Here is a 19727-nt window from a genome sequence, read left to right as displayed (position 1 = left end):
GGGGAGCTGCCTCCCCTGCCGGTCACTCGCAGGGCGACGGGCCGCCGGAAACACCCTGGCAGAGCGCTTCCTGGGTGATCCAGCCGGCGTCGACGACGACGTCGAGGTTGTCGGCGGTCACCGGAACCGGCTCGAGGAACTCGGCCCAGAGCGTCGTGCCGGCGGGGGAGGTCCACTCCTCGGCGCCTTCGATGTCGCTCATGGCGGTGCCTTCGGCCATCGCAACGGCGATCTCGGCCGCACGGCCGCCGAGTTCACGGGCGTCCTTCCAGACCGAAACGGTCTGCGTGCCCTGCGCGATGCGGTTGAGCGCCGCGTGGTCGCCGTCCTGCCCGGAGACCGGGATGCCGTCCATGCCCTGTGCCGTAAGCGCCGCGACAGCGCCGCCGGCGGTGCCGTCGTTGGAGGCGACGACCGCGTCGACCTCGTTGTCGGCCTGGGTCAGGATCTGTTCCATGTTGCGCTGCGCGTTCGCCGGCAGCCAGCCGTCGGTGTAGGCCTCGCCCACGATGGTGATCGCACCGCTGTCGATGGCGTCCTGCAGCACTTCCTGCTGACCGCCGCGGAGGAAGTCCGCGTTCGGGTCGGTCGGCGAGCCCTTGATCATGACGTAGTTGCCTTCGGGCTGCGCTTCGAGCACAGCGCGGGCCTGCATCCGGCCGACTTCGACGTTGTCGAAGGTCAGGTAGAAGGCGCGGTCGTCCTCGATCAGGCGGTCATAGCCGACGACCGGAATCCCCTCGCGGGCCGCGGCCTCGACCGCCGGGCCGATCGCCTGGCTGTCCTGCGCGAGGATGATGAGCGCGTCCACGCCCTGCGCGATCAGCGACTCGACGTCGGAGATCTGCTTGGAGGACGAGGATTGCGCGTCGGCGGACAGGTATTCGGCGCCAGCTTCGTCGAGCGCGGCCACGATGGCGGCCTCGTCCGTTTTCCAGCGCTCTTCCTGGAAGTTCGACCAGCTCACGCCGACCGTAAGATCCTGCGCGAGCGCTGCCGAGCTGAAACCGACCGTCGCGACGACGGCAGCGATAATTGTCTTGTTCATGTGGACCTCCCAATCCGTTCATGGCCCCCTTCGGGACCGTCGAGTCGACGTGAGCGACCCAACGTTGCGGAGAATGGCAATGTTTGTTCAGATGTCAAAATAAATTTGACAGAATGCCGCCGCGAAATGCAGCATATCCCGCGGAGAACAGCTGATGACGCCGCTGCGTCGCAGCAATATGTTCAGGGAGCAAACTAAAGTGACGGACCCGGTGCTACTCGACCGGTCGGGGGAGACCGGCCCGGTCGGATGCGGCCCGATCCTCCCCGCGAGCGGGGCGGAAACGAAGCCTTTGCGCGTGCAGGTGTTCGAACATGTCCGCGCCTCGGGGCGCGCGGCACGCGCCGACGTGACCCGTGCGCTCGGCATCTCGCCCGGCTCCGCGTCCGCCGCGACGGCGGACCTGATCGCCGGCGGCTTCCTGCGCGAGGTCGAGGATCACCCCCGCGAGCCCGGCCGCGGCCGCCCGCCCGTCGCGCTCGAAGTCGTGCCGGAACGGGCTCTGGTGATCGGCATGAAGCTCGCCGAGGACCGCTTCTCCGCCGTGCTGACGGACTTCTCCGGCCGTCACCTCGCCGAGGCCGCGCAGCCTTCCGCCCCGCACCGGCGCGAGGTGGACGAGATGGTGGACGAGATCGAGGCGCTGGTGACCGCGCTGCTCGACCGCGCCGGCGTGGCGCTGTCGGAGATCAGTGCGCTCGGCATCGGGGCGCCCGGCATCATCGACCACGACAGCGGCGTTGCGGTGTGGTCGCCGCTTTTCACCGAGCGGGACGCCGCCATAAAGGGCCCGGTCGAGGCGCGGCTCGGCGTGACGGTGGAGGTCGACAACGATACCAACATGCTGACCCTCGCGGAGCTCTGGTTCGGGGCGGGTCGCCAGACGACCGACTTCGCCGTCGTCACGATCGAACAGGGCGTCGGCATGGGGCTGGTGCTCGGCTCGCGCCTGTTCCGCGGCAGCCGGGGCATGGGCATGGAACTCGGCCACGCGAAGGTCCAGCTCGACGGCGCGCTGTGCCGCTGCGGCCAACGCGGCTGCCTCGAGGCCTACATCGCCGACTATGCGCTCGCCCGCGAGGCGGCGACGGCACTGGAGCGTCCGACCCGCAACATGGCGAGCGCCGAGACATTGCTCGAGTCGCTCTATGCCCACGCAAAGTCGGGCGACCAGGGTGCGGCGACGATCTTTCGGCGGGCCGGGCGCTACCTCGCGCTCGGTCTCGCCAACGTCGTGCAGCTGTTCGACCCGTCGCTCATCATCCTGTCGGGCCAGCGGATGCGCTACGACTACCTCTATGCCGACGAGGTGCTGGTCGAGATGAACCGCCTTGTCCTGCCATCGGGCCGCCTCGGCGCGCCCGTCGAGATCCACGCCTGGGGCGACGATGCCTGGGCACGGGGCGCCTCCGCCCTCGCGCTCGCCGCCGCGACGGCCAACCTGCTGGAAGCGCCATGATCCGCCTGACCGCCCTGCTCGGCCTCCTGCCGGCCGCCCTTGCGGCCGATCCGGCGTTCGAGGACCATTCCGATCAGCTTGGCGGCCATCAATACACCGGGGGCTGGGAGCATTTCGTCGGCGGCGGCGTCGCGATCTTCGACTGCAACGGCGACGCGCTGCCCGAGATCTTCGCCGCCGGTGGCGAGACCCCCGCCGCGTTGTTTCTCAATGAAGGCGGGTTCGACTTCCTGCCCGGCGACATGCCAGAGCTCACAGGCGTCACGGGCGCCTACCCGCTCGACCTCGACGGGGACGGCACGCTCGACCTCTACGTGATGCGAGCGGGCCCCGACGTGGCGTTGCGCGGGCTCGGCGACTGCCGGTTCGAGGACGCGACCGAGGCGCTCGGCCCGCCGACCACCGACCGCTGGACCACCGCCTTCACCGCGTGGTGGGAGGACGGCGCAACCCGGCCCACGCTCGCCGTCGGGCACTACGTCAATCGCGATGACCCGGACGGCCCGTTCGAGGCGTGCGACGACAACGCGATCCTGCGCCCCACCGGGACCGGCTGGACGGAGGAACCGCTCACCCCCGGTTTCTGTCCGCTGTCGATGCTCGCCGCCCGCGACGCGCGGGGGCGGCCGACGCTGCGCCTGTCGAACGACCGCCACTACTACGTGCGCGGCGGGCATGAGCAGATGTGGGATATCGGGGAGCGTCGCTTCCTGACGGAGGACGACGGCTGGGACGGGCCGATGCTTTGGGGCATGGGGATCGCGAGTCGCGACCTGACCGGCGACGGGCGGCCCGAAGTGATGCTGACCTCGATGGGCGACCAGTTGATGCAGCTCGCCACCGAGGACGGCACTTACGAGGCCGCACCGTACGAGAAGGGCACGACGGCGCACCGGCCCTTCACCGGCGATGACGGGCGCCCCTCGACCGGCTGGCATTCGGAGTTCGCCGACATCGACAACGACGGGCTGGCCGACCTCTTCATCGCCAAGGGCAACGTCGACCAGATGCCGGGGCTCGCGGTCTACGATCCCAACAATCTGTTGATGCAGCAGCCCGACGGCACCTTCGTGGAACGGGCCGACGTCGCGGGCATCGCGACGACCGACCGGTCGCGCGGCGCGGGGCTGGCGGATTTCGACGGCGACGGGCGGCTCGACCTCGTCGTGGTGAACCGCCGGGCGCCGATGGAGCTCTACCGGAACGTCACCGAGAACACCGGGCACTGGCTGGCCCTCGCCGGCTTGCCGCCGGGCGCGTTGGCGACCGTGACGACGGCCTCCGGCGCGCAGGTTCAGGAAGTCACAGTCGGCGGCGGTCACGCCGGTGGCAGCGCGGTGCCGCTGCACTTCGGCATGGGGGCGGAAACGCGGGCCGAGGTGGAGGTCACCTGGCCCGACGGATCCGTCACCCGGCTGGAGGCGGACGCCGACCGGGTGGTCACGCCCAGCCGCTAGAGCTCATGAGGCGGGCCCACTTCGGGCAGGCCACATGCGTCAACCTCTGCTCCGGTCGCGCATCAGCAGGTCGACATCCTCGATTGCCGCACCGTCCAGCCGCCCGGCATGCGCAGCACGGGCGAGGCGATCGCGCCGCGGCTGGCGAGCACGCGACAGCGCAAGGCAAGGCAGAGGCCGGCCTGCGTCTGGTAGCGGATCGGCGGCAGGTCTGCCCCCGGCAGGTCCTGCGCCCGGTCGCGGTCGCCCGCGTCGGACAGCGCGACGGCTTGGACCTGTCTCGATGCGCCTGCGGACCCGTAGTCATTGCAAGCGATGCGCGTCCGAACACCCGATCCGCGCCGCCTCTGACGGCTCAGGGAGTCGGCACCGCCAGTCCGCTCGGCACGCTGTCGGGCACGCCGAGCCGCCCGTCCGCCATCGTCGGGTCGGTCAGCGTGTCGAGGAAGGCGACCAGAGCCGCGACATCGGCATCGCTCAGGGTCACGGGCGCGACCCCGACCGCGTCGGCGATCGCGGCGAGTTCTGCCTCGTCCTGAAGAATGTGCCAATCCTCCTCCCCCGGCTCGACAAGACGCGCCTGCGTCCGGTCGTAGGTCGCGATCGCCGCGACCGGGTTCGCGTGGTGGCGAATGTAGGCGGCGAGGTCGCGGTAAGCGCCCGCGTGACCGTAAGGCCCGGTCGTCGCCACGTTGCGCAGTGACGGCGTGCGGAAGGCGTAGGCATCCGCCGCGGCCCCGGTGACGCCCATCCGCCCGACGTCGCGGAAGTGGCTTTCGAACCGCGCCTTCTTGCCGGGGCCGATCTGCATCTCGCCCATCGCATGGAAGTCGTGGTCCGTCAGGAACGGCCCGGTATGGCAGCCGCCGCAGCCCGCGTCCCCGTAGAACAGCGCGGCCCCCTGCAACGCCTCGGCGGGCAGGTCCGCCTCGTCCCGGAGCCACGCATCGAACGGCGCCTGATCGGAGCGCCACTCGAACGCGACGAAGGCCGCGATGGCGTTGGAGATGTCCGTGAAATGGATTTCATCGGGCGCGAGGCCATAGACCCGCTCGAACCGGGAGGCATAGTCGGGGATGGCGGCGATGCGCCGGCTCAACAGGTCCCACGCCCCGCCGGGGCCGGTGATGAAACCTTGCCGCGTGGCCTGGGCGACCTCGTTCTCGGAATAATGGCCTGCCATTTCGTCCGCGCTGAGGACCGGGAACATCGTCTGCGCCGACAGGACGGAGGCGAAGCCGGCCTCCATGTCGGGGCCCATCGGCGTGCGAAGGCCGGTCTCGCGCGTCGGGTCGGCCTCGATCCGGCCGTCGTGGAACAGGACGGTGAACTCCGTGGCGCCGAGGTTGAAGAGCGCGGTGGCGTTGCGCGGGATCCGCTCCTCCGGGAGGTTCTCCGGATCGAACGTCCGGTCGGGGCCGAGCCCCCTGCCCCCGTCCCCGATGCCCAGCGACAGACCGTCGGACGTGCCGAGATCCGGATGGTGGCAGGTGGCGCAGGCGACCTCCCGGTTGCCCGACAGGATCGGGTCGTAGAACAGAAACTGCCCCAGCTCCGCCTCCTCCAGCCGGACCGGCGAGTAGGCGTCGTCCGTCACCGGCGCGGGCCGGTCGATGGCCTCCGCGAAGGCCGCGGGGGCCAGCAGAAGCAGGAAAACAAGTATCCGGTGCATGTCTTATCCTCCCTCGTCGCAGGCTCTTCCGGGGCGGCGGAAAGCGCAACAGGGATTTGACGAATCCCTCCGCCCGGAATAAGAACAAAAGAAGAACATTCAGTGAAAGGAGTCCCGGTGCAGTGCGCCCCGCCCTCCCCGATATCCCCGACGGACCTCCTGCGTGCCCGCGCGACGCCGGCGGAGCCGCCGCCCGCCACGCTGGCCGAGGTTTTTGCCGAGGCCGCCTCGGACGGGGCGGCGACGGGCTTCGTCATCGCACAGCTTCCCGCGGACCGGCCGGTGCTCTGGATACAGGACCGGCTCTCGCGTCGGGAATGCGGCATCCCCTATCTCGCCGGCTTTCCGCGCAGCACGGAGATGCTGCGCCTCGACGTCTCCCGGCCGGTGGATGTGCTCTGGGCGATGGAACAGGCGCTCGGCTGCCCGTCGCTCGGCGCGGTGGTGGGAGAGGTCTGGGGCGATCCGCCGGTGCTCGATTTCACGGCGACGAAGCGGCTCGCCCTGCGGTCGGAGGCGCATGGCGTGGCCTGCTGGCTGATGCGTCGCGCGGCGCAGCCCGCACTCAGCGCGGCTCGGGAACGCTGGCGCCTCGCATCGCTGCCCTCGGCCACCGACCCTTACGATTCCCGCGCGCCGGGAACCGCCTTCTGGCGGGCGGAGCTGTTCCGCTCCCGGTTTCGCCCGCCGACGACCTGGGTGGCGCGCCATGACGACACCGGCCTCGCCCTCGACCACCCGATGGCCCTGCAGGACGCGCCCGCCGGCATTCGTGCCACCGGCTGACGGCCTCTCGCGCCACGCGGGTCTTCTTCGGGCGTCAAATATTCCCGCCGGAGGCGGCATGACCCCACCACGCGCGGAACGCCGGGATCGGCGTCCGCCCGGTGACATCCGCCCCCGCGAACATCCGCGACGAAGGCGCCCCGGCCGATGAAGGGCGAGGACAAGCTGCCGGTCCTCGCCTTTCCCCGGCCTCCCGCCGAACCGTCCCCACCGCAACCGTCCCCGCCACGGGCCGACCCGGACGACCTCGCCCGGGCGATGGAGGCGCTCGCCCGGGCCATGGCGACGGAGCGCCAGCGCACCCCCGGCCCGGAGCCGGAGCGGCGCGAGGATCCCTTCACGCCCGTCGGCCGGCCCCGCTGGCGGGCGGGGCGGGACGGCGACCTGCCGGGACGTCCTGTGGCCGGGCGGGCGGGTGCCGCCGCCCCGGGCGGCGCAGTCGCCCCCCCGGCAGAGCGCGATCCGCTGGCGCGACGCATCACCTGCATCCACCTGCCCCGGCTCTCGATCGAGCGCTGGCAGCGCATCCTCGCCGCCCGGCATGAGGCGCCTCCGGAAGAGCTGCCAGCCGCGCTCGCCGTCGAGGGGACTCACGGGCCGGTGATCCACGCCACCAACCGTGCCGCCGAGCAGGCCGGCATCTCGCGCGGGGCACGGGTCGTCGACATGCGCGCGCTCTGCCCGGAGATGCACCTCGACTATGCCGACCTGCAGGGTGACCGGATGGCGCTGCAGAAGCTGATGCTCTGGGCGCGGCGCTGGTGCCCGTGGACCGCGCTCGACGGCGCGGCGGGGCTGGTGATGGATACGACAGGCTCGGACCACCTCTGGGGCGGCGAGGCTTTGATGCTGCGCGACATGGAGGAGAAACTCTCGCGCCTCGGCCTGTCCGCCGGGCTCGCCACCGCGCCGACCCACGGCGCGGCCTGGGCCTTCGCGCGCTTCGGCGGGGTGCGCGAGACCTGCCCGCCCGAGGCGCTCGACGCCCGTGTCGCGCACCTGCCCGCGCGGGCCCTTCGGGTCGACGCGGACACGGTGCTTCTGCTCGACCGGCTGGGGTTGAAGACGGTCGGGGCGCTGGCCGGGGTGCCCCGCCTGTCCCTCGCCCGCCGCTTCGCCCGCGCCGACCTTGCCCAGAACCCGCTGATGCGGCTCGACCAGATGATGGGCCGCCTGCCGGAGCCGGTCCAGCCGCCCGAGGACCCGCCGCGCTTCGGCGTCACCGCGCGGCTTCCCGAACCGGTCGAGGATCCCGCGCCGCACATTCCCGCGCTGGCGGAGGAGCTGTGCGAGGGCCTCGCCGCCGAGGGGTTCGGCGCGCGGCGTGTGACGCTGACGGTCTACCGCACCGACGGCGAGGTCTCGCGCGTGGAGGTTGCGACATCCCGCGCGACGCGGGACGCGCCCCACGTGGCGAAACTGTTCGAGGGGCGGCTCGACCGGCTCGATCCCGGCTTCGGTTTCGACCTCGTCACGCTCGACGCCTCGGTCGCCGAGGAGATGGACCAGGTGCAGACCCGGCTCGACGGCGGCGCCGACGACGGGGCGGAGGTCGCGCGGCTGACCGACCGGCTGACCGCCCGTTTCGGCGCACCCGCCGTCCGCCGCCCGCTGCTGCGCGAGAGCCACGTGCCCGAGCGGCGCGAGCACTGGCTGCCTGCGCTCGCCCCCGGCCGGCGCCGGCCCGAGCCGGAGCCCCGACCGCGCCCGGCCCGGCTGCTGGAGCCGCCCGAGCAGATCGCCGTGCTCTATGCCGTGCCCGAGGGGCCACCGGCGCAGTTCGCCTGGCGGCGACTGACGCACCGGGTGGTGCGTTTCGCGGGACCGGAGCGGATCGCGCCGGAATGGTGGGCGGACCGGCCCGGCGTGCGGCTGCGTGATTACTACCGGATCGAAGACCAGCACGGGCGGCGCTACTGGCTCTACCGGGACGGGGTGCTGGGGGACGGGCGAGGCGATGAGCCGCGCTGGTTCGTTCACGGGATCTTCACCTGATGCGTGTTGTCTTCGAAGAAGGATTTTCGGCGAAAATCCGATATCGATTTTTCTCCGAAAAATCGGGCGCGCGCGATGCCTGAGACGGAAGAACGCCACCCGAAACACAGCCTGCCCGACGGCGAGGGGTTCACGAAGAACGCCCGCGCGCCCTTCGTCGAGCTCGGCCTCGTCTCCTGCTTCTCCTTCCTGCGCGGTGCGTCGGATGCCACCGATTTCGCGCTCGAGGCCTGGACACAGGGCTACGACGCGATCGGCATCGCCGACCTCAATTCCTTCGCCGGGGTCGTGCGGCTCCATACCGAGGCGAAAACCGCGAAACTCCGCCCGGTGATCGGCTGCCGCATCCGGCTGGTCACGGGCGAGACCTTCCTCGCCTACCCGACCGACCGGGAGGCTTACGGCCGTCTGTCGCGCCTGATCTCGAAGGGCCGTCGCCACGACCCGGACGGCAACTGGCAGGCCAAGGGCATCTGCGACCTGACGCTCGACGATCTTGCCGCCCATGCCGAGGGCACGAAGCTGATCGTCATTCCCCCGACCGACCTCGAGGCCTTCAGCCGCGCCCTGCCGCACCTCTGCCGCCACCTCCCGACGCTCGGCCACGTCGCGGCGGCCTATCTCTACCGGGCCGACGACCGGGCGCGGATCAACCGGCTCGACGCGATCGCGACGGCGACGGGGCTGCAGATCCTCGCCACGAACGACGTGCTCTACCACGCGCCATCGCGCCGGCCGCTGCAGGACGTGATGACCTGCATCCGCCACAAGTGCACGCTCACCGAAGCCGGATGGCGACTCGAGCAGAACGCGGAGCGCCACCTGAAAGCGCCGTCCGAGATGGTTCGCCTGTTCAACGAATGGCCCCACGCCATCGCCGCCGCCCGCGCGGTGGCCGACGCCTGCAACTTCGACCTCGAGGAGCTCGCCTACGAGTACCCGCGCGAGGTGATCCCGCAGGACATGCCGCCCCAGGCCTACCTCGAGCAGCTGACCTGGGAGGGCGCGGCGACGCGCTACCCGGAGGGCATCCCCCTCGCGACCCAGGCCACGCTGACGAAGGAGCTCGCGATGATCGAGAAGCTCGACATCGCCCGCTACTTCCTGACGATCCACGACATCGTCCGCTTCGCGCGGGACGAGAGCGAACCGCCGATCCTCTGCCAGGGACGCGGCTCGGCGGCGAACTCGGCCGTCTGCTACGTGCTCGGCATCACCGCGGTCGACCCCGCCCAACACCAGCTCCTGTTCGAGCGCTTCATCTCGGAAGAACGCAAGGAACCGCCCGACATCGACGTAGACTTCGAGCATGAGCGCCGCGAGGAGGTGATCCAGCACATCTACAAGAAGTACGGCCGCGACCGCGCCGGGCTCTGCGCGACGGTGATCCACTACCGGCCGCGCTCGGCGATCCGCGAGGTGGGCAAGGTGATGGGCCTGTCCGAGGACGTCACCGGGGCGCTCGCCAAGACCGTCTGGGGCAGCTGGGGCACCGACGTCGGCGAGAAGCACGTCGGCGAAGCCGGGCTCGACCTCACCGACCCGGTGCTGCGGCGGACGATCATCATCGCCCGCCAGCTGATCGGCATGCCGCGCCACCTGTCCCAGCATGTCGGCGGCTTCATCCTGACCGAACGGCCACTGACCGAGACGGTGCCGATCGGCAACGGCGCCATGCCCGACCGCTCCTTCATCGAGTGGGACAAGGACGACATCGACGCGCTCGGCATCCTGAAGGTCGACATCCTCGCCCTCGGGATGCTGACCTGCATCCGCAAGTGCTTCGACCTGATCGAAGCGCATTACGGGCAGACATGGACGCTCGCCACCGTCCCGAAGGAGGACAACCGCGTCTACGACATGCTCTGCAAGGGCGACAGCATCGGCGTCTTCCAGGTCGAGAGCCGGGCCCAGATGAACATGCTGCCCCGCCTGCGGCCGCGGCAGTTCTACGACCTCGTCATCGAGGTGGCGATCGTCCGCCCCGGCCCGATCCAGGGCGACATGGTCCATCCCTACCTGCGCCGCCGCTCGGGCGAGGAGCCGGTGCAATATCCCTCCCCCGGCGCGCCGCACGACCCGTCGGAGCTGAAGAACATCCTCGGCCGCACCCTCGGCGTGCCGATCTTCCAGGAACAGGCGATGAAGATCGCCATCGAAGCGGCGGAGTTCTCCCCCGCCGAGGCGAACGAGCTGAGGAAGGCGATGGCCACCTTCCGCAGCCGGGGCACGATCGAGCTTCTGCAGGACAAGATGGTCGGCCGCATGGTCAAGCGCGGCTACGAGGAGGACTTCGCCCGCCGCTGCTTCGACCAGATCAAGGGTTTCGGCGAATACGGCTTCCCCGAAAGCCACGCGGCGAGCTTCGCACAGCTGGTCTACGTCTCCTCCTGGCTGAAGTGTCATTTCCCCGACGCGTTCTGCGCCGCGATCCTCAACAGCCAGCCGATGGGCTTCTACGCCCCGGCCCAGCTTGTCCGCGACGCCAAGGAGCACGGGGTCGAGGTCCGCCCTCCGGACGTCAACTTCTCGGACTGGGACAACAGCCTCGAGCCGACCTACGAGGGGTTCTTCGCCGTCCGGCTCGGCCTGCGGCAGGTCGGCGGCATGAGGGAGGACATGGCCCGCAAGCTGGTCGATGGCCGGGATGTGCCGTTCCGCGACATGAAATCCCTGCAGGAACGCGGCGGGCTGACCGTCCCCGTGATCCGCCGTCTGGCGGAAGCGGATGCCATGCGTTCGATGTTCATCGACCGCCGCCAGGCGCTGTGGGACGCGAAGGGGCTGCGCGACGCGCCCGACCTGCCGCTGTTCCGCGACTCCCGCGACGAGGGCGAGGAACGGCCCTTCGGCCTGCCGCCGATGCCGGTCTGCGAGCAGGTCGTGGCCGACTACCAGACACTGCGGTTGTCACTGAAGAAGCACCCGATGGCCTTCCTGCGCACGAGCCTGTCGAAACAGGGCTACGCCTCGACGGCGCAACTCGACGGCACCCGCCCCTGGCAGAAACTGAAGCTCGCCGGGCTCGTGCTGATCCGCCAGCGGCCCGGCAGCGCCAAGGGGGTCTGCTTCATCACGCTCGAGGACGAGTTCGGCAGCGCCAACCTCGTCGTCTGGCCCAAAGTGCTTGAGCAATTTCGCAAAGTTGTGATGCAGTCCCGTCTTTTGGTCGTCCACGGCTACGTGCAAAGAGACGTCGAGATCATCCACGTCGTCGCACAGAGGCTGGAGGACCGTTCCGATGCGCTCTACCGCCTCGCCCCCTCCGGGCTTCTGCCCGCCCGGTCGCATGCCGACGAGGTCGACCGTCCCGTGCAGGGATCGGCCCGATCGCCGAACCAGACCCACCCGAGAGATGTGCGCATCATCCCGAAAAGCCGGGATTTCCACTGACGACGGCCCGCCCGTGCCGCAACCCATGCGGGCACGGTGCGAGTGCCGGCCTTCACCGCGTCCACCGCATCACAAGGCGAATCAAGCGCGTCTCGAAAGTGCCACAAGAATAGCTCTCCACGAACTTGCGGAACCAAAAACAACCTGAAATTGTTTCCGCAGTGCAGAAAAGCCTGTTCTTAAGTGCAGGCTGCCCCATGCAACCGTTGCGTGTCCCTCGTCTACGTGTTGCAAACACAACTAGGATAACCTCGCGACTGGCTCCCTCCCCCGGCGCGGCAAAAAGAAAAAAGGAAATTTGGAAGATGAAGCATCCCGTAGATGTTCATGTCGGCAAGCGCATCCGGCACCGCCGCTGGATGAACGGCACGACTCAGCAGCAGCTGGCGGAGAGCGTGGGTATCAAGTTTCAACAGATTCAGAAGTACGAGACCGGCACCAACCGCGTCAGCGCCTCTCGTCTGTGGGACATCGCACATGCGCTCGGCGTCGGGATCGACTTCTTCTTCGACGGGCTCGAACAGTCGGACAAGGCCGCCGGCGCCAACGACCTGCCCGGCGACATCCTGAACGACCGCGAAGCGCTGGAGCTTCTGCGCTCTTTCTACGCGATCCCCGAGAACCAGCGTAAACGCCTGTTCGAACTGGCCCGCGTCCTGAGCGAGGCCGCCTGACCATCGCTTGACGCGGTGCGAGACCCTGCGATACCCGCCGTCTGGTCACTCCCACCCGGATCAGACGGCGGAGACTTCCTATGCCCGACACCCCGATAACGTCGCCCGCCGAGGCCGACAGCATCGTTGCGACCGCGCACGCCTGCGCCGATGCCGCGCGCGTCGAGACATTGCGCCACTTCCGCTCCACCAGCCTCGAAGCCGACAACAAGCTCGACGCCGGCTTCGATCCGGTGACGGAAGCCGACAAGGCCGCCGAACGCGCCATGCGCGCGATCATCAAGGCGCAGCGACCCGACGACGGCATCCTTGGTGAGGAATACGGCACCGAACCTGGGACGTCCGGTCTGACCTGGGTGCTCGATCCGATCGACGGCACGCGGGGGTTCATCTCCGGCACGCCGACATGGGGCGTCCTGATTTCCATCGCGAACGCCGACGGCCCGATCTACGGCATCGTCGATCAGCCCTTCATCGGCGAGCGGTTCGAGGGCGGCTTGGGCCGCGCCACGGTGACCGGCCCGTCCGGCACGCACCCGCTGCGCACGCGCGCCGCCCGACCGCTGTCGGAGGCGACGGTGCTCACCACTTTTCCCGAAGTCGGCTCTCCCGAGGATGGCCGCGCCTTTCACGCGGTCGCGGGCGCCGCACGGCTGACCCGGTACGGGATGGATTGCTACGGCTATGCCCTCGTCGCCACTGGTCAGGTCGACCTCGTGATCGAGGCGGGGCTTCAGGTCTACGACATCCAAGCCCCGCTCGCGGTCGTCACGGCAGCCGGCGGCATCGTCACCGACTGGACCGGCGGCAGCGCCAAGGATGGCGGGCGCGTGATCGCCGCCGCCAACCCCGAGGTCCACGCAGAGGCGCTCGCCATCCTGCAACGCGAGATCGGGAGCTGATTGCCGTCGCTCCGGCCTTGGCGCATGATCGCCGGATGAGAACACGAGTCTGCAGCGGCGGCACGCTCCGGTGACCGCGACCCTGATCCGCGGCGCGACCGCCATCCTGACGATGGACGACGATCGCAGCGAGTACCCGGGCGACATCCTGATACGCGATGGCGTGATCGTCGAGGTCGGCACCGTCACCGAACCCGGCGACGCAACCGTGCTCGACGCGACTGACTGCGTCGTGACTCCGGGCCTCGTGAACACGCACCATCACCTCTACCAGTCGCTGACGCGGGCGGTTGCCGGCGGTCAGGATGCGCTGCTCTTCGGCTGGCTGAGAACCCTCTATCCGATCTGGGAGAGGTTCGGCCCCGAAGAGATGTTCGTCTCGGCCCAGCTGGGGCTTGCCGAACTCGCGCTGTCGGGTTGCACGATGACGTCGGACCACCTGTATCTCTATCCCAACGGCGCGACGCTCGACGACACGATCGCCGCCGCCGGGGAGATCGGACTGAGGTTTCACCCGACCCGTGGCTCGATGAGCATCGGCGAGAGCGCGGGCGGCTTGCCTCCCGACAGCCTCGTCGAGGCGGAGGCCGACATCCTGAACGACTGCATCCGCGTCGTGGACCGGTTTCACGATGCCTCGCCCGGTTCGATGCTGCGCGTCGGCCTCGCGCCCTGCTCGCCGTTTTCGGTCAGCCGGGAGCTGATGCGGGACACCGCCGCGCTCGCCCGCGACAAGGGCGTGATGCTGCATACTCACCTCGCCGAGAATGACGAGGATGTCGCCTATTCACTCGCCACATTCGGTTGCCGGCCCGGCGACTATGCCGAGCAGGTCGGCTGGACCGGGCCCGATGTGTGGCACGCTCACTGCGTGAAGCTCGACCCGGACGAGATCGGGCTCTTCGCGCGCACGAAGACCGGCGTCGCCCATTGTCCCTGCTCGAACTGCCGACTTGGTTCGGGCATTGCCCCGGTGCGGGCGATGCTCGACGCCGGGGTGCGGATCGGGCTCGGCGTGGACGGCTCGGCCTCCAACGACCGGGGAAACCTCGTCAACGAGGCCCGGCAGGCCATGCTGTTGCAACGTGTCGCCAACGGCGCCGATTCCATGTCTTCGCGCTTGTCCCTTGATATTGCTACACGCGGTGGGGCGGAGGTCCTTGGTCGGGGTGGTGAATGCGGCAGGATCGTGCCGGGCTACCGGGCGGACCTCGCGATCTGGGACGTCTCGACAATCGAAAGCGCGGGCAGCTGGGACGCCGCAGCGCTCTTGCTGGCTGGTCCCCAGCGGGTTCGCGACCTTTTTGTCGAAGGCCGCCAGATCGTCGGAGACGGCCGTCTGCTGAGCGCCGATCTTGGTGAGATCGTGTCCAATGCGCGGCGCCTCGCACTTAATGTTGCCCGTTAACTATCCCTATCGCGTCCCGAATTGATCCAATTGCGGTGGTGTAACTGACTTGAACGAAGTCAGGGAACTAACCGTAAATGCGACTAAAACCGCTGAGCGCCCTCACCTTCCTCGCTGCCTGCAGCACTGGAAGCAGTGACGGGAGCCCCATACAGCCGTCCCTCCCGGCTGTTGCCGGGGTCCAGTCCACCTTGTCCGTCTCGATGCCGGAAGTCGACCGAACCGAGTTCGGACTTGTCCTGAACGATGCCCGTGGAGAACTGACGCCCGTCATCTCTCACAGAACCCTCAACAACGTAGCCCAGGATTACAGCGGCGCGATCGTCGCCAGTGGTCTCCACATCGACAACGGCGACAACCTGCATGTCGATGTCGATGGTCGTCGGGTCGGTGACCGGGTGCTGGAAGCCGGATACGACTATTCCTGGGTCGGTGAGAACATCGCCGAAGGCTACCAGACCAGTGCCGGAGTCGTGCGCGCCTGGATGAACAGCACCACGCATCGGGAAGTCATTCTTGCCCCGCAGGCCGAGGATTTCGGCATCGGCCGGACCGATGACACGTGGGTGCTGATCCTGGGGACCGAACGCTAGGTCACCGTTGGCCCGCACAACCATGACGCTATCCTCTTCTCTGGGTGGGGCACTCGGACTGAAGAGGAGAGCGCCATGAAAGGCCGGAAGACTCTCGCTGCCGCGATGCTGGGCACCTTGTGTGCCTGCACCACGGCAGCACCAACACCCCCCTCGAACGAGGGAAATGCGACGCAGGCACGGATGTCGACCTCCGACGTGCGGCGGACGCTGAACTCCATTCGGGCGTCGGCTGGGCTGCCGCCGATGACGGAAGACCGACGGCTGAGCCGTGCGGCCGCGAGACATGCCGCCTACATGGCGAGGAGCGACACGCGCACGCACATCGGCCCCCGCGGCGGGTCGTTCGCGCAGCGCGCCTCCGCCGCAGGCTATTGCTACTCGGTGCTCGCCGAGAACATCGCCTGGGGGATACCGGACGACAGTACGGTTTTGGACGGCTGGATGAATTCGGCCGGGCACCGGCGGAACATGCTCCACCCCGACGTCACGCACTACGGCATCGCTGGCGTGGACGGCTACTGGGTTCTCGACGTGGCGGCGCCCTGTTAGCGCCGGCCGGAGGCGACGAGCGACAGGATAAGCAACAGCGCCCCTGCGCCGACATAGACCCAGACGCCCTGCCCGATCACCTCGACCAGACGGCCCGGCACATCGGGCACCTGTCCGAGAAGGTCGCGCACCCGGTCGCGCAGGCCGAACACGGCGCCGATCGCACAGATGACCGGAAACAGACCGGTGACCAGCGACAGCAGGCGTCGATAGCGCGTGACGTTGAACATCACCGATGCCAGGGCAAGCGGGAAGCTCAGCACGAACAGCCACGCCAGCGGTGAGACGTTGCCGGATGTCAGGCTGTCGACCACCTGTCCGGGATCCTGGCGAACGACGTCGAACAGCGTCGCCTCGTAGAGCGGGCCGAGCGCGAGCCACGGCAGGAAGCCGCTGCCGATGATCGCGCCGGACAGGATCGCGGCAATGAACCCGAGCATCAGGGACCTCATCGCGGAACCTCGGCGCCGTTGACCCAGACCGCGCGGATCGCCCTGTCGTCGCCCATCATGATCGTCGGGAACAGAAGCTCCCAGAACGCCTCGGCCCTCGCGGCTCGCTGCGCGATGGCGGGTGTCGAGGCAAGGTCGATCACCGCAAGGTCGGCCTCCGCACCGGCGCCCAGGTGACCGATGACGCCCTCGAGATGCAGCGCCTTCGCCGACCCCTCGGTGGCCAGCCACATGAGCTGCGCCGGGTGCAGCGCGGCGCCGCGCAGCTGGCCGATCTCGTAGGCTGCCGCCATCGTGCGCAGCATCGAGAACGACGACCCGCCGCCGGTATCGGTGGCGAGGCCGACCGAGATACCCCGCGCCTTGAGCCCCGCCATGTCGAACAGGCCCGAGCCGATGAAGGTGTTCGACGTCGGGCAATGCACAACGGCCGCGCCGACGTCGGCCAGCCGGTCGATCTCGCGCGGCTCGAGGTGGATGGCATGACCATAGAGGCCACGTTCCCCCAGAAGGCCGGTCTGCTCATAGGTGTCGAGGTAATCGCGAGCCTCGGGATAGAGTTCGCGCACCCAGGCGACTTCGTCGACCTGCTCCGACAGGTGGGTCTGCATCAGAGCGTCGGGATGCTCCGCCCAGAGCGCGCCAAGTGCCTCAAGCTGTTCGCGTGTCGAAGTCGGCGAGAAGCGCGGCGTGATCGCGTAGACTGCGCGACCGCGACCATGCCACTTTGCCAGCAGCGCCGCGCTCTCGTCATAGGCGCTCTGCGCATCGTCGCGCAGGCCGTCGGGCGCGTTGCGGTCCATCGCCGTGCGTCCGGCGATGGTGCGCATGCCCCGCGCCTCCGCCGCGCCGAAGAAGGCGTCGACCGAGTGGGAATGGATCGTGCAGAAGCTGCAGAGGCTCGTCGTGCCGTGCGCCAGCGCGAGGTCGAGAGTCGTCGCCGCCGTCTCGGCCGCATAGGCCGGATCGCCGAGGCGCATTTCCTCCGGAAACGTGTAGCTGTTGAGCCAGTCGATCAGCCGCTTGCCCCAGCTCGCGATCATGCCGGTCTGGGGATAATGCATGTGTGCATCGACGAACCCGGCCGTGATCAGCGCATCGCCGTAGTCGGTGACGGCAACCTCCGGATTCGCGGCGCGCAGCGCATCGCCCGGCCCCACGTCCGCGATCAGCCCGTCACGGATCAGGACGCCGCCGCGACGTTCGTGGCGGACACAATCCTGCCAGGGCAACGTGAATGGATCGGCGATGAAGGAGAGGGTCTGACCCAGAAGGAGATGTGAACTCATGGCGGGCAAGTTAGGCGCGGCTCCGCCCGGCGTAAATCTGCGATTGTTGCCCGGTCGAGGTTGTAGCCACCGTGATCGGCTCTATGCTCCCGAAGCGGTATCCAAGGGGGCGAAATGGCCGAAGACGTCATCGAGATCGGAGAAGACGCCTACGCCTTGAAATCGGAGCTCTTCCAGAAAGTCAGGGACGCGATCGAAGCCGGTAACGGCGAAGATATCGACATGCTGATGGAGCCGCTGCACGCGGCCGACATCGCCGACTTTCTCGAACAGATCGAGCCGCACGAACGCCGCGACCTGCTGGAAATCTGGAAGGGTGGCCTCGACGGCGAGATCCTGTCGGAGATCGAGGATAACGTCCGCGAGGAGATCCTCGGCTACCTTACCCCGCAGGAGCTGACAGAAGCGGTCCGCGAGCTCGAATCGGACGATGTCGTCGACCTCGTCGAATATCTCGACGAGGACCAGCAGGAAGCGGTCCTCGAACTGCTGGGCCCGATGGACCGGGTGGCGGTAGAAAAGGCCCTCGCCTACCCCGAGGAATCCGCCGGCCGCCTGATGCAGGTGGAGACGGTCCGCGCGCCCCAGCACTGGACCGTGGGCGAGATGATCGACTTCCTGCGCGCCCATCCCGACGAACTGCCCGACCAGTTCTACCACGTGATCCTCGTCGATCCGCGGATGAAGCCGGTCGGCAACGTCACGCTCGGCCGGCTCATGTCGTCCCGGCGCGACGTGAAGCTGTTCGACATCAAGGAAGAGATGTTCACGACCATCCCCGCCGAGCAGGACGAGGGAGAGGTCGCCTATGCGTTCAACCAGTACCACCTGATCTCCGCCCCTGTCGTGGACGAGGACGGCCGGCTCGTCGGCGTGATCACGATCGACGACGCCATGATCGTCCTTGCCGAGGAGAACGCCGAGGATCTGCTGCGCCTCGCCGGCGTCGGCGAGAACACGGTCAACGACCGGGTCGTCACCACGACGCGGCAGCGCTTTCCTTGGCTCGCGGTGAACCTGGTGACCGCGATCCTCGCCTCGCTCGTCATCTCGCTGTTCGAGGACGTGATCGCCGGGCTGGTCGCCCTTGCTGTGCTGATGCCGATCGTGGCCTCGATGGGCGGCAACGCGGGCACGCAGTCGCTGACCGTCGCGGTGCGCGCCATCGCGACGAAGGACCTTACCGGGTCGAACGTCTTGCGGGTCATCCGGCGGGAGGTTCTCGTCGGGCTCATCAACGGGCTGATCTTCGCCGTGGTGATGGGGATCATCGGGATACTCTGGTTCGGGGAACCGTTGCTCGGCGTGGTTATCGCCGCCGCGATGGTCATCAACCTCGTGATCGCCGGGCTCGCCGGCACGGTCATTCCCGTCGTGCTGGAGAAGCTCGGCATCGACCCCGCGCTCGCCTCGGGCGCTTTCGTTACCACCGTGACGGACGTCGTCGGCTTCTTCGCCTTCCTCGGCCTCGCCGCCGTGGTGCTGCTGTGAGCGATCTCGCCCTTCGCAAGGCGGAACTCCGCCACAACGCGCTGAAGCACCGCCGCGCCGCGCACGAGATGAGCGACGGCGCCGCCGGTGTCCTGTCCTCGGTCCTCGCCGGACACCGGGGGGTACCGCTCGCGGGCTACATGGCGATCCGCACGGAGATCGACCCCCGCCCCGCGATGGAGGAGGCCGCCGCGCACGGACCGGTGGGCGTGCCTGTCATCCTCGGCAATGGGCAGCCGCTCGACTTCCACAGGTGGGAACCGGATGCGGAGATGCAGGCCGGCCAGTACGGCGCGGAGATCCCGATTCAGCCCGAGCTGATGACGCCTGAAATCCTGATCGTCCCGCTTGTTGCCTTCGACCGCGCCGGGCGACGGCTCGGCTACGGCGGCGGCTTCTACGATCGCACGATCGCCCTGCTTCGGGCCAATGGCGCGGTGCTGGCCATGGGGTTCGCCTATGCCGCGCAGGAAGTCGACGAAGTCCCGACAGAGCCGACCGATCAGCCGCTCGACATGATCGTTACCGAAACCGAGGTGATCGAGCCCTGAAGGCC

Annotated in this window: 16 protein-coding genes; 12 read left to right on the top strand and 4 right to left on the bottom strand. The window is 68.7% G+C overall.

Translation table 11 applies throughout. From position 1 onward, the window contains the following. Positions 1-22: 22 nt before the first annotated feature. Positions 23-1048 carry a D-xylose ABC transporter substrate-binding protein gene (xylF, locus tag I8N54_RS07305; RefSeq protein ID WP_140193191.1) on the bottom strand — a complete coding sequence of 342 codons (1026 nt, stop codon included), beginning with the start codon at positions 1046-1048 and terminating at the stop codon, positions 23-25. A 154-nt stretch (positions 1049-1202) separates the two neighbouring features. Here xylF and I8N54_RS07300 point away from each other — a divergent pair, with 154 nt between their 5' ends. After that, positions 1203-2507, top strand: coding sequence for an ROK family protein (locus tag I8N54_RS07300; RefSeq protein ID WP_231592423.1), 1305 nt, complete (start codon positions 1203-1205; stop codon positions 2505-2507). Further along, positions 2504-3964 carry a CRTAC1 family protein gene (locus tag I8N54_RS07295; RefSeq protein ID WP_140193192.1) on the top strand — a complete coding sequence of 487 codons (1461 nt, stop codon included), beginning with the start codon at positions 2504-2506 and terminating at the stop codon, positions 3962-3964. Before I8N54_RS07300 ends, I8N54_RS07295 begins: the two co-directional genes overlap by 4 nt. A 355-nt stretch (positions 3965-4319) precedes the next feature. Here the strand turns inward: I8N54_RS07295 and I8N54_RS07290 are convergent, their stop codons facing one another. Further along, positions 4320-5636, bottom strand: coding sequence for a cytochrome-c peroxidase (locus I8N54_RS07290; protein WP_140193193.1), 1317 nt, complete (start codon positions 5634-5636; stop codon positions 4320-4322). A gap of 102 nt (positions 5637-5738) precedes the next feature. Between I8N54_RS07290 and I8N54_RS07285 the strand changes: the two genes are divergently transcribed. The 8 genes from I8N54_RS07285 (at position 5739) to I8N54_RS07250 (ending at position 15939) form a co-directional block, all read left to right on the top strand. Continuing rightward, entirely contained in the window at positions 5739-6422 is a 684-nt protein-coding gene (locus I8N54_RS07285; RefSeq protein WP_231592427.1) for an ImuA family protein, read from the top strand. 147 nt (positions 6423-6569) lie between these two features. Then, positions 6570-8417 (top strand): Y-family DNA polymerase, encoded by a 1848-nt coding sequence (locus I8N54_RS07280; RefSeq protein WP_140193194.1) that lies wholly within the window; start codon positions 6570-6572, stop codon positions 8415-8417. Between the two features lie 75 nt (positions 8418-8492). Then, positions 8493-11810 carry an error-prone DNA polymerase gene (locus I8N54_RS07275; protein ID WP_140193195.1) on the top strand — a complete coding sequence of 1106 codons (3318 nt, stop codon included), beginning with the start codon at positions 8493-8495 and terminating at the stop codon, positions 11808-11810. Between the two features lie 305 nt (positions 11811-12115). Next, the gene (locus I8N54_RS07270) at positions 12116-12484 is read left to right on the top strand and encodes a helix-turn-helix domain-containing protein (protein ID WP_140193196.1); all 369 of its coding nucleotides are present in this window, start codon (positions 12116-12118) and stop codon (positions 12482-12484) included. A gap of 80 nt (positions 12485-12564) precedes the next feature. Further along, a complete protein-coding gene (gene hisN / locus I8N54_RS07265) occupies positions 12565-13386 on the top strand; it encodes a histidinol-phosphatase (RefSeq protein WP_140193197.1) in 822 nt (273 codons plus the stop codon). 70 nt (positions 13387-13456) lie between these two features. Next, positions 13457-14794, top strand: coding sequence for an 8-oxoguanine deaminase (locus tag I8N54_RS07260; protein ID WP_140193198.1), 1338 nt, complete (start codon positions 13457-13459; stop codon positions 14792-14794). A gap of 191 nt (positions 14795-14985) precedes the next feature. Next, a complete protein-coding gene (locus tag I8N54_RS07255) occupies positions 14986-15387 on the top strand; it encodes a CAP domain-containing protein (RefSeq protein WP_198571758.1) in 402 nt (133 codons plus the stop codon). Between the two features lie 75 nt (positions 15388-15462). Beyond that, positions 15463-15939 carry a CAP domain-containing protein gene (locus tag I8N54_RS07250; RefSeq protein WP_140193200.1) on the top strand — a complete coding sequence of 159 codons (477 nt, stop codon included), beginning with the start codon at positions 15463-15465 and terminating at the stop codon, positions 15937-15939. Here the strand turns inward: I8N54_RS07250 and I8N54_RS07245 are convergent. Both I8N54_RS07245 and guaD read right to left on the bottom strand, forming a co-directional pair. Beyond that, on the bottom strand, positions 15936-16379 hold the full coding sequence (locus I8N54_RS07245) for a hypothetical protein (RefSeq protein WP_140193201.1): 444 nt from the start codon (positions 16377-16379) through the stop codon (positions 15936-15938). The genes I8N54_RS07250 and I8N54_RS07245 overlap by 4 nt on opposite strands. 8 nt (positions 16380-16387) lie before the next feature. Further along, complete coding sequence (guaD, locus tag I8N54_RS07240) at positions 16388-17680, bottom strand: guanine deaminase (RefSeq protein ID WP_140193202.1); 1293 nt, start codon at positions 17678-17680, stop codon at positions 16388-16390. Positions 17681-17794: 114 nt separating this feature from the next. Between guaD and mgtE the strand changes: the two genes are divergently transcribed. Together mgtE and I8N54_RS07230 are read left to right on the top strand one after the other, a co-directional pair. Further along, positions 17795-19171 carry a magnesium transporter gene (gene mgtE, locus I8N54_RS07235; protein ID WP_140193203.1) on the top strand — a complete coding sequence of 459 codons (1377 nt, stop codon included), beginning with the start codon at positions 17795-17797 and terminating at the stop codon, positions 19169-19171. Then, on the top strand, positions 19168-19722 hold the full coding sequence (locus I8N54_RS07230) for a 5-formyltetrahydrofolate cyclo-ligase (RefSeq protein ID WP_140193204.1): 555 nt from the start codon (positions 19168-19170) through the stop codon (positions 19720-19722). The genes mgtE and I8N54_RS07230 overlap by 4 nt, the downstream gene beginning before the upstream one ends. The last annotated feature ends 5 nt before the right edge of the window (positions 19723-19727 follow it).

This window comes from Pelagovum pacificum, from assembly GCF_016134045.1.
GTDB lineage: Bacteria > Pseudomonadota > Alphaproteobacteria > Rhodobacterales > Rhodobacteraceae > Oceanicola > Oceanicola pacificus_A.
The sequence above is the reverse complement of the archived record's forward strand: the minus strand, read 5'-3'. Positions and strand labels throughout refer to the sequence as shown.

What these genes read in the sequence shown, in the direction of transcription:
- I8N54_RS07250 (WP_140193200.1), top strand. Translation starts at nt 15,463, where the DNA reads ATGAAAGGCCGGAAGACTCTCGCTGCCGCGATGCTGGGCACCTTGTGT.
- I8N54_RS07275 (WP_140193195.1), top strand. Translation starts at nt 8,493, where the DNA reads ATGCCTGAGACGGAAGAACGCCACCCGAAACACAGCCTGCCCGACGGC.
- I8N54_RS07245 (WP_140193201.1), bottom strand. Translation starts at nt 16,379, where the DNA reads ATGCTCGGGTTCATTGCCGCGATCCTGTCCGGCGCGATCATCGGCAGC.
- guaD (WP_140193202.1), bottom strand. Translation starts at nt 17,680, where the DNA reads ATGAGTTCACATCTCCTTCTGGGTCAGACCCTCTCCTTCATCGCCGAT.
- hisN (WP_140193197.1), top strand. Translation starts at nt 12,565, where the DNA reads ATGCCCGACACCCCGATAACGTCGCCCGCCGAGGCCGACAGCATCGTT.
- xylF (WP_140193191.1), bottom strand. Translation starts at nt 1,048, where the DNA reads ATGAACAAGACAATTATCGCTGCCGTCGTCGCGACGGTCGGTTTCAGC.
- I8N54_RS07295 (WP_140193192.1), top strand. Translation starts at nt 2,504, where the DNA reads ATGATCCGCCTGACCGCCCTGCTCGGCCTCCTGCCGGCCGCCCTTGCG.
- mgtE (WP_140193203.1), top strand. Translation starts at nt 17,795, where the DNA reads ATGGCCGAAGACGTCATCGAGATCGGAGAAGACGCCTACGCCTTGAAA.
- I8N54_RS07290 (WP_140193193.1), bottom strand. Translation starts at nt 5,636, where the DNA reads ATGCACCGGATACTTGTTTTCCTGCTTCTGCTGGCCCCCGCGGCCTTC.
- I8N54_RS07270 (WP_140193196.1), top strand. Translation starts at nt 12,116, where the DNA reads ATGAAGCATCCCGTAGATGTTCATGTCGGCAAGCGCATCCGGCACCGC.
- I8N54_RS07280 (WP_140193194.1), top strand. Translation starts at nt 6,570, where the DNA reads ATGAAGGGCGAGGACAAGCTGCCGGTCCTCGCCTTTCCCCGGCCTCCC.
- I8N54_RS07300 (WP_231592423.1), top strand. Translation starts at nt 1,203, where the DNA reads ATGACGCCGCTGCGTCGCAGCAATATGTTCAGGGAGCAAACTAAAGTG.